At 63.4% G+C, this 12,275-nt stretch carries 10 protein-coding genes and 1 tRNA gene; 2 read left to right on the forward strand and 9 right to left on the reverse strand.

Annotated elements, in window-relative coordinates; all coding sequences use genetic code 11:
- Together FYC77_RS20295 and FYC77_RS01050 are read right to left on the reverse strand one after the other, a co-directional pair.
- Positions 1–1,539: a SipW-dependent-type signal peptide-containing protein gene (locus tag FYC77_RS20295; RefSeq protein ID WP_202911744.1), complete on the reverse strand. Its 1,539-nt coding sequence runs from the start codon at positions 1,537–1,539 to the stop codon at positions 1–3.
- Positions 1,540–1,717: 178 nt separating this feature from the next.
- Entirely contained in the window at positions 1,718–2,530 is an 813-nt protein-coding gene (locus tag FYC77_RS01050; RefSeq protein ID WP_149079644.1) for a SipW-dependent-type signal peptide-containing protein, read from the reverse strand.
- A gap of 323 nt (positions 2,531–2,853) precedes the next feature.
- On the opposite strand from FYC77_RS01050, the gene FYC77_RS01055 reads away from it, so the two are divergent.
- On the forward strand, positions 2,854–3,450 hold the full coding sequence (locus FYC77_RS01055; protein WP_238386768.1) for a DUF7344 domain-containing protein: 597 nt from the start codon (positions 2,854–2,856) through the stop codon (positions 3,448–3,450).
- A 444-nt stretch (positions 3,451–3,894) separates the two neighbouring features.
- On the opposite strand, the gene FYC77_RS01060 is transcribed toward FYC77_RS01055, so the two are convergent.
- A complete protein-coding gene (locus FYC77_RS01060; RefSeq protein ID WP_149079645.1) occupies positions 3,895–4,734 on the reverse strand; it encodes a hypothetical protein in 840 nt (279 codons plus the stop codon).
- A gap of 469 nt (positions 4,735–5,203) precedes the next feature.
- Here FYC77_RS01060 and FYC77_RS01065 point away from each other — a divergent pair, with 469 nt between their 5' ends.
- Positions 5,204–5,776: a DUF7344 domain-containing protein gene (locus tag FYC77_RS01065; protein WP_149079646.1), complete on the forward strand. Its 573-nt coding sequence runs from the start codon at positions 5,204–5,206 to the stop codon at positions 5,774–5,776.
- 148 nt (positions 5,777–5,924) lie between these two features.
- Here FYC77_RS01065 and FYC77_RS01070 read toward each other — a convergent pair.
- The 6 genes from FYC77_RS01070 to rpl18a form a co-directional block, all read right to left on the reverse strand.
- Positions 5,925–5,999: transfer RNA gene (locus FYC77_RS01070), tRNA-Arg, on the reverse strand.
- Between the two features lie 93 nt (positions 6,000–6,092).
- A complete protein-coding gene (locus FYC77_RS01075; protein WP_149079647.1) occupies positions 6,093–7,919 on the reverse strand; it encodes a Coenzyme F420 hydrogenase/dehydrogenase, beta subunit C-terminal domain in 1,827 nt (608 codons plus the stop codon).
- Positions 7,909–9,594, reverse strand: a complete 1,686-nt coding sequence (locus FYC77_RS01080) for a nitrite/sulfite reductase (protein WP_149079648.1) — start codon at positions 9,592–9,594, stop codon at positions 7,909–7,911. The genes FYC77_RS01075 and FYC77_RS01080 overlap by 11 nt, the downstream gene beginning before the upstream one ends.
- Before the next feature lie 527 nt (positions 9,595–10,121).
- Positions 10,122–11,471 carry a signal recognition particle-docking protein FtsY gene (ftsY, locus tag FYC77_RS01085; protein ID WP_149079649.1) on the reverse strand — a complete coding sequence of 450 codons (1,350 nt, stop codon included), beginning with the start codon at positions 11,469–11,471 and terminating at the stop codon, positions 10,122–10,124.
- Between the two features lie 10 nt (positions 11,472–11,481).
- The gene (pfdA, locus tag FYC77_RS01090) at positions 11,482–11,931 is read right to left on the reverse strand and encodes a prefoldin subunit alpha (protein ID WP_149079650.1); all 450 of its coding nucleotides are present in this window, start codon (positions 11,929–11,931) and stop codon (positions 11,482–11,484) included.
- Positions 11,928–12,104, reverse strand: a complete 177-nt coding sequence (gene rpl18a, locus FYC77_RS01095) for a 50S ribosomal protein L18Ae (RefSeq protein WP_149079651.1) — start codon at positions 12,102–12,104, stop codon at positions 11,928–11,930. The genes pfdA and rpl18a overlap by 4 nt, the downstream gene beginning before the upstream one ends.
- Positions 12,105–12,275 lie beyond the last annotated feature (171 nt).

The following is a 12,275-nucleotide window of genomic DNA, read 5'->3' on the forward strand; positions in this document are numbered from 1 at the left end:
TCAGGCGACGTTCTGGTCGTTGTGGCGACACTGTTCGGCGTAGAAGCCGACGTCGAACGAGACGCTTTCACCCTGTGCGTCGTTGACGTTCTCCTGGCCGATCGGGAACCACCACTCGAAGGCGACACACGTCGAGTCCGCGATCGGATCGAAGCAGGCATCGCCGTCCTCGGTCGTGAGCGCAACGCCCTGGTAGGCGGCGTCCGCGAGCGCGGCGAGGACCTCGTTGAGAGTGCCCTCCACGACGACGTCCCCGTCGTAGCCGTCGATGGCGTCGAATCCGTCGACCTCGTTCAGACAGCCGGGGACGAGCCGAGCGCGTGCGCGGACGAACTCCCCGAGGACGCTCTCGGCGTCGAAACCGGTCGCCCCCATCCAGATGTATGCCGGGTTGTCACAGACGTGAAGCGAGAACGTCACCTCGCCGCTATCGCCGGGTTTGACGTCGTCGAGTTCGATGAGGCTCTCGGCGTTCGGTCCGAACGCGGCCGTCTCTTCGCCCATCTCGAGTCCACACTCGCTGTGGATGACGATGTCACCGAGGTCGTCGTCGGCCATCGGTCCGCCGAGATCGTCCTCGAGGACGATCTCGGTTTCCGGATCGCCGCTCAGGACGACCAGGCTGGTGAGGCCGACGTCGACGGTCGGGTCGAACGTCGACGTTCCGCCGCTCAGGGCGGCCGCGCCGTTCAGGTCGGGGTTGATACGAAGGGCGAAATCCTCGGTGAGCGAGCCGAGCACGCCGCCGTCGGTCCGGTTGTCTCCCCAGATCCAGCTGGCGGTCGCCTCGGTCGAACTGATCGAGTACTCGTCCGCGCTGTCCGCACCCGGGTCGTCTTCGATCTCCCACTCGAGATCCTCCCAGACGACGTCCGTGAGGTCGCCTTCGACCGTGAACGTGGCGTAGCCGCCGCCGTCGTCGTTTCCGAATTTGTCGAGGACGAAGAACAGGCGAGGTTCGCCGAGTTCGCTGCCGCCAAGGTCCTGACGGTAGAGGAAGAGCACGGCACCGTTTTCGCGCTGGATATCGAGAAACAGCGATGAGACGTCGTCTCGACTGTCGTCGTAGAACTCCTCGGCCGTCCGCTCGTCGACGATCGGCTCGATACAGTGAGAGTCTCCCCCGTAGGTGACGTAGTACTCGCCGTCTACACAGTCACAGCACGCCGGAATTTCGGCGGGGCTGAACACCGCGTTCTCGCCGGCGTAGACGACCCCGCCGAGATCCTGTTCGCCGTCCCCGGAGTCGTCCGGAAACGCGTTGACGTGTGGGTAGTTCGACACCGTCTCTCCCGCTTCGTTCGCCGTGGTCGCGTAGTCCTGTGGACGCACCTCCGGTGGCGCGCCCCAGTAGCGCTGTTGCCAGTCGACTTTGATCGCGAGCGTGCCCGCAGTGAGCGTGTTGCCCGTGAACTCCTCCTGGTCACTAAAGTACGCCGTCGTCCCGAGACCAGCGCCGACGGAGGCGACGCCGATCGCCCCCATACCGCCGAGGATCTTTCGCCGCGATAGGCCGAACGGTTCGTTGTTGTCAGTCATGATGTGTTCCCCCTCCGGGGATTTCCACCGGCGGCATCGAACCGCCGAGCCGGCCGCCACGCTGGCTCCGAATGGAACTGGACACCTCCGTCCGGGATGTCCACCGCCCAGTACGCAGAAACGCCCGCCGAACGCGAGCCCGGCGTCTCCGGTCGTCACTGCAGTCGGTGCTCGAGGCTTACGCCGGGCCGGGTTCGTCGGGGGCCACCACGGTCGTGTTGCCGAACTGCTCGACGTCGTTGTGGCGACACTGCTCGGCGTAGACAGAGAGGTCGAAGCTGGATTCCGCTCCCTGTAACTCGTTGCCGACGGTCGTCGGAATCTCGATCTCGATGCAGAGCGTGACCGGACACTCGACGTCGTGACAGAACGCTCCGTCACCTTCGACGGCCTCGCTCGAGGGGACGACGAGGCCCTCAGAGAGCGCGGCCAGCAGATCGTCGAGGCCTCCCTCGAATACCTCGACCTGTGCGCCGACCTCCTCGCCCTCTTCGGGACACAGCGTCAGCGTCGCGACGGCGGTCGCCGCCTCGCCGATCGTCACCATATCGGCGTCGGTGTCGACGTCGTAGAGATCGTCGGCGGAGACGGTCTCCACCTCGGCACCCGTCTGCTCCGAGACATCGCCGACGGCTACCATCGCGAATCCGGGATTCCCCTCGAGTTCGACCTCCCAGCAGAACTCGTACTCGTCGCCGGGTTTTGCGTCCTCGATGACGATCGGGTCGGTCGTGACGCCGGCCTCGCCGTCGCCGGCGTCGGCCCAGGCGAGCTCGTCGGGACCGATGCCGTCCTGGTCGACGTGTGTGATCTGTTGGGTGACGTTCACCGCGAGCGTGCCCGCCGTAAGCGAGTTCCCTTCGAAGCTCTCCTGGTCGCTGAAGTACGCCGTCGTCCCCAGGCCTGCGCCCGCGGAGGCGATCCCGATCGCGCCGAGTCCGCCGAGGACGCGTCGTCGCGACAGTCCGATGTTCGTGTTGTCGTCGGTCATGTTGATTTCACCTGAACGATCGAGGTCGGCCACGGGCTGGCGTCGATCACTCAGTTATCTACTCCCGGCGCTGGCGACCCACGTAGTTACGAACGAACACGTCAGAACCGAACGAAACCATCGGCGATAGGGTGTTCCATCAAACCGTCCGTTTGGTGCTTGTACGGTTACCAAACCGATGTTCTCGGGTCGAATCTACCGACATTCAGCCGGCCGAACGGCCCGTTTGGACGCCGGTTGGCTCGACGTACCACCAGAATCCTCACCGGATCGCCGGGCTTGCCGTTCGGCACGGTTGGTCGACCGGTGGTGGTACGCCCTTCATGCTGACGTGTCCACGAACCGAACCGTCGGTCGACGTTCGAGCAGTCGACGTCACCTCACCAGCAATGTCCCGATCGACTACACTCTCTGAGGGGGAAATATTCGAGATTCTCGCGAACGGACGACGGCGCGAGACGCTTCGCCACCTGACGGAGACCCGTGACGGTGCTGTAACGCTCAGAAGCCTCGCGATTGCCATTGCGACCGCCGAAAGTGGCCAATCGCCGCCGCCACCGCCGGTCCGCGAGAGCGTCTGGAGCTCACTCCACCAGACACATCTACCGAAACTCGACGAACTCGGTATTGTCCGTTACGACAGCGACTCCGGGACCGTCACGATGTGTGATTCAGCCCCGGAAATCGACACCCACATGGAGGTCTTCGTCTGGAACGGTCTTTCCTGGAGCGAACTCTATCTCGCTCTCGGAATCGGCTCGTTGTTGGCCGTCCTCGCTGTGTTGCTCGAGGCCCCGTTCGTCGGTTCGGCCGATCCGATACTCGGGGTGAGCATTTCGCTCGCGATGTTCGCCGTGGCCGCCGCCGCACAGCTCTGGCCGAACCGTCTGGACATGCTCCGGATGCTTCGCCGGTCGTGACTCTCACCGCTACGCTGATTGTGAACGTGATCTCCCGTCGTCGAAACGATTCTTTCCGCTCGCACTCGGGCAACCAGCACTGGTCGTGCTGGCCGCTGATTCGCGAGCACGAGTGAACGACGAAAAACGACTCCGATAGCGATCCGACGATCGGTTTTCCGCGACGTGATGGCTCGTCGAGCGCAACCGGGGTTCCGATCGAACACCCTGGCAGGCGCGACTGCGTTTCTCGAGGTCGACACCTCGGACAACCACTTACGAACCGATGCGTGTTGTCACTATGCGACGTGACCGATCCGACCAATCCGCTCGTCACGGCTCGACGACAACGCATCGCGTCGATGCCGGTCTCGAAACCGTTCGGCTATCGGTGCCACTGCACGTCACTGCATACCCACTCACACGGCAGTCGTGCCATCACCGCGTCCGTCGGTGCAGTTCGCACTACTCCATCGCGAGATCAATGTCCATCTCGAACAGTCTCGCGTCACAGTCCCGGCAGGTCGCCGCGGCGACGTCCCGCCGCCGACAGCACGACTCGACGACGTCCTGGGAGAGCATCACGTCCCCGTCGCAGGTCGGACAGCGCTCGAGAAAGAGCCGAAGCACGGCGAGCAGATCCGCCCGCACTGCGACCGGCCGCCGATCCCAGTCGGGATCCCACTGCGGGAGGACGACCGCACCCGCGGCGTCCGCGACACAGGCGGCCCGGGAGGGCCAGTTCGCGAGGTGTCCGTCGCTCGTCTCTGCGGCGAACACGTGTGGCCCATCCCGGAACTCGAGATCTGACCTCTCTACGCCGGACAATCGGGCGAGCGAACGGCGGAGTTCCGACTCCTCCGTCCGGTGGATCTCGATCGAGCGATTCCAGGCGTCGACGAACGCGGGATCGAGCACCAGATCGTCCATCGTCGGATCGTCGACGACGACGCCGAAGGCAAAGAGCAGTTCTCGAGGGTCGATCTCCCCCCAATCGGTCCGTTCGGGGGCTTTATCGAACGCCGCAAGCACTCCCTCGGGAAGGTATCGTTTCGTAAACGTCGGCGTACCTGGGATCAGGTAGCCACGAAAGTAGATCAGCGCGGCGGCCGCCGCGAACGTTGCGACGCCAGCGGGGGCCCCAACGGAGGTGTCGATCGTGCCGACGAGGGCCATCACTGCGATCGAGAGGACGGCTGCGAGGACGACGTTGAGTAGCGTACAGGGAATGCATCTGTTCTCCCCCGTGTACGTCGGGTTCTTCATCACCGCCAGAGACGATCGGAGTCTCGGTACCAGGTGCATACGACCGATCGGCCGTTGAGTCGGGTAGTTGTACGCACCCTACCGTTTTCGTTCCGACGATTCGGTCGATACGGACTGCCGTCACCGATACTGACTGACGACAGCCCGTATCAGGACCCGATCCCGGACGAATTTTCCCACCGACGAAGGGTACCCTGTCGGCAGTCGCCCCCCCTCGGAAATTTGGACCACCGTCGCTCACACACGATCGTCGATACAGCCAGGATAGAGCAGACGGGAAAGTGACACCCCCTCCGCCGATATACCAGTCAGCCACTCCTACCACCAACGTCAGCGAGCGAGAACACCGTCAACGGCGGCTATCCGTACACAGGGTGTCCTCGAGTCGAGGTAATTGTCTATGATTATTTCGATTGCCGCCCAACATTTCTACAGTTGGTCGGAATTTCGTCTATGAACTCCAAGTAGTGAGAAGATTTATGATATTACTATCCGAGTATCCGTCTCTATGGGGGGGCCGCAGTCAGCGATCGAGCAGGGTTCCGACCGGGGGATCGACACCGACTCGCTCGAACGAGACGAACTGTCGAGAGATACCGTCTTCCAGACGCTCTCCAACCGACGTCGGCGACTCGTGCTGACGTATTTGGGTCGCCATCGCGAGCGTACCGTCCGGTTGCGAGATCTTTCGGAGTGGATCGCCGCCGAGGAAAACGGCGTTCCGATCGCCGAGGTGAGCTACAAACAACGGAAACGAGTCTATACCTCGCTCTACCAGTCACACCTGCCGACGTTACACCGCGACGGAATCGTCGAATACAATCAGGCCCGCGGAACGATCACACTCACGCCCACCGCGAGCGCCTTGGACGTCTACCTCGATCCTCCCTCCAAGAAGGCACTCCCCTGGACGCGCTACTGGCTCGGCTTCGGACTCGTCGCGGCGACGGTCAGCACCGCCGCCTGGCTCGAGGTCTTGCCGTTTCTCACCAGTCTCGGCCACCGGCTTTCGATAGCGCTCGCAGTCACGGTGCTCGTACTCGCCGTCGCCTTTACCATCACAAGCGACGACGGCGAGTGATACTGCCGGACAGAACGATAGGAACAACTGAACCGATGTACACATGGATCGCCGATCCGTCTGGTGATCGGGTGTGCAATGACGTTCAGTGGCTACTTTTTCTCTCGAGCGTTCGTGAGCGCGATGGAATTTGCTCGTCCCAAAATCACGGGCGCGATGGGATTTGAACCCACGACCGTCGGATTAGAAGTCCGACGCTCTTTCCGGACTGAGCTACGCGCCCTCGAGTACGATTGAACGACGGATCGGCATAAGCAGTGTGGATTTCCGTCCGCTCGAGACGCCGAAACGACGATGGGCGGGCCGAAATCCGTCCTTAGTGTCCCTTGTCGTGGGGGTTCAGCGCCGTGCCGTAGTTCTCGGCGTGGTCGGTGTAGTCGATGAATCGGGGCGCGTCAGGGTCGAACGGCCGCTCTAAGCTCTCGAAGGCCTTCTTTTTGTCCCAGCCCTGGAGCTTGCCGACCGCCGACTTGTCTTCTAGGTCGTGATAGTCGAGTTTCGGCTCGGTGAGATCCCACGCCTTCATCCCCTGGTCGGTCCGGATGATGACGCTCGAGTACTCGTCGGAGGAGCCGACGGAGCCGACGGTGACGTCCGAACAGAAGCCGGTGAAGTCGGCACACTCGTCACAGCCTTTCAGCGCGGCGTCGTGGAAGTTCTCGACGTCCTCTTCGACGATCATCTCGCCGTCGTGGTCGTAGACCATCATCTTGCCGTGGAGGACGTCCATCTTGCCGATCTCCTCGGGCGAGATGTTGCGTTTTTCCTCCAACTGCTCGCCGATGAGGCTGTAGTAGTTGAAGTTTTTCGTACACATCAGCGAGATTGTGTAGTCGACGGCACGGATTCCCTCGTTTTGTTTCTGGTAGTCCCAGTCGAAATCCTGCAGGGCGCGGACCCCCTCGATCTCACAGGGCGTACCGACGAGCGCGAGCGAGAGGTCCTCCCAGTCCTTATCGGGGAGCTTGTGCTCCCACTGCGCTACGTCGAGGTTGCCGAGTGCCAGCGTCTGGTTGTAGACGGTCCCGGCGTTCGCGATGAGTTCTTCCTCCGTCGTGGCGAGGAAACTCTCTGCCTTCCAAGGCTCTTCGTCGCTTTCGGTGGCGATCAGCGCGCCGTCGATCTCGCCTTCCTCGAGCAGCGTCGCGAGGATGCCGGTGACGACGCCGCCGTCCTGAGCGCCGTCGGTCCAGTCATCGTCGACTTTCGCGGAGAACTCCGTGATCGGGTCGCCCGCACCCTTGACGTTGTCCTCGCCGCCGGTGATCTTCCACTGGCGCTCGTAGCGCAGGCCGCCGCGGGGACAGAAGTCCCAACAGAGCGAACAGCCGGTACACATCTTGACCAGCTTGGGCAGATCGTCCTCGCCGACGCCGATGGAGTCGGAGGGACAGGCGGCGACACAAGTCCCACACTGGATACAGCGACCCTCGTCGATGACTGCCTCGTCGAGTTCCATGAACCAGGTCTTCTCGTCAGGCGTCTCGATATCGTTCATCTCCGAGCGAATCGAGTACTCGGGCGTTTCGAGGTCGACGCCCTCTGGAATTCCGACGCGCGTGTCCGGCGCGTCGTCGTAGACGTCCTGGCTTACGCCTTCCGCGGGTTCGGTGAACTCGAGGTCGCCGAGGTTGCCCTCGCTGTCGACGTTGCTCACGCCCGCGCCGTCGGTCGCGACGCGCCTGTCGTCGGCCGCTGGCGCGGGGTCGGCGGTCTTCTCGCCACAGGTACAGGTCGACGGCGAGCAGGCTTCCTCGTCGTCCACAGGGCCTACGCCATCCGTCCGGATCGTGTCGTCTCGAGTCTGGTCCGCTCTCTCGCGGGATCGGGGCGGGGTGCTTCCGCCTTCGGGAACCATCACGGCTTCGTCGTCGTCCGTGCTCGAGTCGGGGACGCCAGGGAAGACCAGTTCGTCGTCTTCGCGGCTCGCGGCTTCGCCGTCTTCTCGCGGGCTTCGCCCGCTCGAACGGTCCGCAGAGCTTCGCTCCGCGCTACTCGCTCGGTCCGAGGCCTCGCTTTGCTCGGCCTCGCGGCTCGCGGTTCCACCGCTCGCGTTCTCGGGATCCTCACGTCGTTCGGATCCCGCCGCTCCCGCTCGCTTTTTCGAGGACTCACTGCGTTCGTCCTCGCTATCAATCCCCATGGGCAACACCTCGAGCGACCGGTGCGTCGGCGCCTTGCATGATCGTCCGCAGTCGCGCGTTGTCGATCCGCCGGCACCACGCGTAGAACGCCTCGCCGTCCTCGCGATCTGCGTTGTAGGCCTCGAACAGCTGCTCGAGTGCGGGGATGACGGCGTCGGCCGGTACGGCGCTTTCGATCCAATCTAAGAACTCGTTGTCAGTGCCGAGCGAGCCGCCGAGGCCGAAGTCCATCCCTTCGACGATGTCGGAGCCGTCCTCGTCGTCCAACTTGACCGTCTCGCCGCGGAAGCCGATGTCTGCGATCTGTGGCTGGGCGCATGAGGCCGAACAGCCGGACATGTGCATTCGGATCGCTTCGATGTCGTCGGGGACGTCGATGCGGTCGTCGAGTTCGCGCGCCCAGCGCTTGGTGCGCTTTTTCGTCTCGATGATGGCGTAGTTACAGAACTCGTTGCCCGTACAGCCGACGGCGCCCCGCGAGAACGGCCCCGGATCGGGCTGATACTCCTGGGCAAACGGCTCCGCCAGCAGATCGTCGACGTTCTCCTCGGGGATGTGGCTGATGAGGAAGTTCTGATCCGTCGCGAGACGAACCGAGGCGTCCTCGGTGCCGTACTTCTTCGCCGCGCGAGCGGCCTCGGCGAACTCGTCGCCGCCCATGCGGCCGGCGATGACGTTGAAACCGACGTATGTGAGGCCGTCCTGTTTTTGGTCGTGGACGCCGACGTGGTCGCCACGGTAGCCTTCGGTGAGGCCGTCGCCCGCGCTCGGAAGGTCGATCGTACACCGGTCGCGGATCGCTTCTTCGAACGTCTCGTGGCCCATCTGCTCGACGAGGTAGCGCATGCGGCAGACGCCGCGGTTGTTGCGATCGCCGAGTTCCTTGAACGTCTGGGCGACGGCGCGACAGAACTCGATGGCGTCTTCGGGCTCTATGAAGACGTCGAGCTCCGAGGCCATCCGTGGTCCGTCGGAGAGGCCGCCGCCGACGCGGGCGTGGAAGCCGTAGAGAGACTCGCCGTCTAGCTCCTTCTTCGCCGGGACAAGTCCGATGTCGTTGATCTGGGACTGGGCACAGTCGTGCTTGCAGCCGGTGATCGTCAGCTTGAACTTCCGCGGCAGGTTCGCGTACTCGCGATTGCCGGTGAAGTACTCGGAGACGGCGTCGATGACCGGCTGGGCGTTGAAACACTCGTGGTCGTCCAGGCCGGCCGCCGGACAGCCTAGCACGTTTCGGGCGGAGTCGCCACAGCCCTGGACCGTCGTCAGCCCGACCTCGTCGTACCGTTCCCACATCTCGGGGACGTCCTCGACGCGAATCCAGTGTTTCTGGATGTCCTGACGGGTCGTGATGTCGACGTAGGCGTCGCCCCAGAGTTCGTTCTGTTCTTCGCCGCCGTACTCCTCCGGTGCGACGGCGTACTCCTGGGCACACTCGCCGATGACCTCGGCTTGCTCGGGTGTGAGCTTTCCGCCCGGGACCTTGGTCCGGATCATGAAGTAGCCCTCCTGTTTCTGGGCGTACATACCGGCCCACTTCAGGCGCTCCCACTCGCCGTCACCGGCGCGGTCTTCGATCTGTTCGAATGTCAGGCCGTCCTCGGCGTACTCGTAGACATCGTCGATGACGTCGAGGGGGTGTTTGTTCTGCTTGTACTGTTCGGTCGTGTTCACGCGAGACCACCCCTGTGATCGAGTGTGAACCCGAGTGAACTCGCTCGCTCGTTGTTCATTCGTCCCACCGCCGGGAAGTGTCGCGATATCGGCCGCCGATCGTACCGGTCTCTTCAGAGCCCATCGTTTAGCGGCTAAACACACCTCGGCGGTATACCTCCCCGTAATGTGGCGAAAGCTGACGTCGGTCCCTCCATACGGAAAATATTGCCTCGAGACGTCCCCCACCTCGGCCGTGGCTGTGCTGAGATCGGTACACAGCTCCTCACATGCGTCGGTTTTCACCACGGCCGATTCGTAACTGTCACTGGTATCGGCAAGTATCTCCGGCGAGGCTCCCTGTGGCCCACTCTCATTCGTGCCCTCGAGGCGATGGGATCGATTTCACTCGGCTCCGTCACGTCCCCGTTACAGTCGATCCGCTCGGGTCGACGGTCGTTCCGGAGAGTATCGTTTTCTCGTCCGATCGACTATCCGTCTCACTCGGGGTGATCTCCTGCCGTTAACGAGAAACGCGTGAACCGACGCTACTCTTCGTCGGCGAGCAGTCGATCGACCATCTCGTCGGGGTCGAACCGCTCGAGATCGTCGTAGCCCTGGCCCACACCGAGAAACAGGATCGGCTTTCCGGTGACGTGGGCGACCGAAATCGCCGCGCCGCCGTTGGAGTCGGCATCCGCTTTCGTCAAAACTGCGCCGTCGATTTCGGCGGCCTCGTCGAACTCTCGGGCGCGGTTGACGGCGTCCTGGCCGGCGACCGCCTCGTCGACGAACAGCGTCATGTCCGGGTCGACGACGCGGTCGATCTTCTCGAGTTGGTCCATCAACCCCTCGTCGGTGTGTAGCCGTCCCGCGGTGTCGCCGAGCACGACGTCGATGTCGTTTGCCTCGGCGTACTCGACGGCGTCGTAGAGGACGGCAGCGGGGTCGCCACCTTGCTCGTGGCTGATGCACTTCGTCTCGAGTGTGTCGGCGTGTTCCTGGATCTGCTCGTTCGCGCCGGCGCGGTAGGTGTCCCCGTTTGCCATCACGGTCGAGTATCCCCGTTGCTCGAAGTAGCGACTCAGCTTCGCGATCGACGTCGTCTTCCCGACGCCGTTGACGCCGGTGAAGACGATCGTGACGGGCGTGTCCTCGACGGCGATGCGCTCATCGAAGTCGAACTGCCCGACGCTGATGACGTCGTAGATCGCGTCGCGAAGCGCGTCCTCGACGACATCGCCCGTCGAGGTCGTAAACGTCCGCGTCTCGCCGACGAGTTCGTCGCGGATGTTATCGAGGATCTCCTCGGCGACGCCCATCTCGACGTCACTCGAGAGAAGCGCCAGTTCGAGTTCCTGGAGTGGCCCCTCGAGATCGTCCTCTTCGATGACGAACTTCCCTTTGACGAGCGACTTCGCCTTCCGGCCGAAGCCGGTCGAGCCGTTGGCGTCGTCTTCGTTCGAGTCGTCGTCCTCGACTGGCTCGTCCGCCTCGGCGGCGTCGGCCGTATCCGGCTCACCGACTGCGGCGTCGATAGCGTCGGTCTCGCGGGCCGAATCGGACTCGAGGCCTGGGGCGTCTGCCTCTCGTCGGTCGGCGTCCGCCTCGAGGACGGCACCGGACTCGGCGTCGGTTGTGGAACCCTCACCTGCTGGGGTGTCCGCGGTCGGCGCTGTCCCCGTGTCGGAACCGGTTTCGTCGGCGGGTAGTTCGTCCTCGGGAACGTCCGTCTCGCCTTCGCTTTTCCCCTCGAGTTCGTCTTCGTCGACGTCCTCGAGGCTGTCTTCGTCGACGTCCTCGAGGCTGTCTTCGTCGACGTCCTCGACGTTTTCCTCTGCGGCTTCCTCGGCGTCCTTGCGGAAGCTCCCGAGTTTCTCCTTCAGGTTGTCGAACATGGGGGTCGCCTTACTCGTCGAGGCCCTGCTCTTGACCCAGTTGCTGCATCTGCTGTTGCATCGCCTGCTGTTGGAGCTGTTGTGCCTGCTGTTCGAGTTCGGAGCTCTCGGACTCGAGTTCGGCTATCTGCTCGTTTACCTCGCTGATCTGCCCGTCGAGGTTCTCCTTCTTGCTCTCGAGGGCCTCGACTGCGCCGTCCTGTTCGAACTCGGCCGCGTAGTCGGCGCCGAGTTCGACGATCGCCTCGTCGATGTCCTCGACCGTCGCGCGGAGGTAGGCGCCGCCGCCGATCGGCACCTGGACAGTGGAGCCGGTCTCGAGCGTCTCGAGGGCGTCGATCGCCTCGTCGGCTTCGGACTTCTCGGTCTGGAGACCCTCGACGTTGTTCTGTAGGGCTTCGATCTGCTCCTGGATTTCCTGGAGCTCCTGGGAGAGCTGCTGGAGTTGCTGTTGGCTCATCGCTGCTCGACCTCCTCGAGGTCGATCTGGGTTCGTTTGAGTCCGTGTCGACTGCCGAGCTGCGAGAGGGCGTGCTCGCGGGCGACGTCCTCGTTTTCGGCGTCGATCGTCGTCTCGAACTCGGCGAAGTCGTCGCGGTTCTTGAACCGACCGGTGACCGTAAATTGACTCATGGCTCTCACTCCGGCAGGCAGTCGGAAGAATCTTCCCTTCCGTCGGAGCGCTGATCGGTGGTCTCGTCGATTCCCTCGGACGGGTGGTCCGTCGGCTCTCGTCGCCGGTTGGTGGGGCGTTCGCGTCTGACGTTGGCCAAACGGTTTTGTTCGCCGCCACCGACGACCTCG

Source organism: Natrialba swarupiae (assembly GCF_008245225.1).
GTDB classification, from domain to species: domain Archaea; phylum Halobacteriota; class Halobacteria; order Halobacteriales; family Natrialbaceae; genus Natrarchaeobius; species Natrarchaeobius swarupiae.

Bases quoted from the DNA above. Each gene is read 5' to 3' on its own strand.
- FYC77_RS20295 (WP_202911744.1), bottom strand. From the start codon at position 1,539: ATGACTGACAACAACGAACCGTTCGGCCTATCGCGGCGAAAGATCCTC.
- FYC77_RS01050 (WP_149079644.1), bottom strand. From the start codon at position 2,530: ATGACCGACGACAACACGAACATCGGACTGTCGCGACGACGCGTCCTC.
- FYC77_RS01055 (WP_238386768.1), top strand. From the start codon at position 2,854: ATGCTGACGTGTCCACGAACCGAACCGTCGGTCGACGTTCGAGCAGTC.
- FYC77_RS01060 (WP_149079645.1), bottom strand. From the start codon at position 4,734: ATGCACCTGGTACCGAGACTCCGATCGTCTCTGGCGGTGATGAAGAAC.
- FYC77_RS01065 (WP_149079646.1), top strand. From the start codon at position 5,204: ATGGGGGGGCCGCAGTCAGCGATCGAGCAGGGTTCCGACCGGGGGATC.
- FYC77_RS01075 (WP_149079647.1), bottom strand. From the start codon at position 7,919: ATGGGGATTGATAGCGAGGACGAACGCAGTGAGTCCTCGAAAAAGCGA.
- ftsY (WP_149079649.1), bottom strand. From the start codon at position 11,471: ATGTTCGACAACCTGAAGGAGAAACTCGGGAGCTTCCGCAAGGACGCC.
- pfdA (WP_149079650.1), bottom strand. From the start codon at position 11,931: ATGAGCCAACAGCAACTCCAGCAGCTCTCCCAGGAGCTCCAGGAAATC.
- rpl18a (WP_149079651.1), bottom strand. From the start codon at position 12,104: ATGAGTCAATTTACGGTCACCGGTCGGTTCAAGAACCGCGACGACTTC.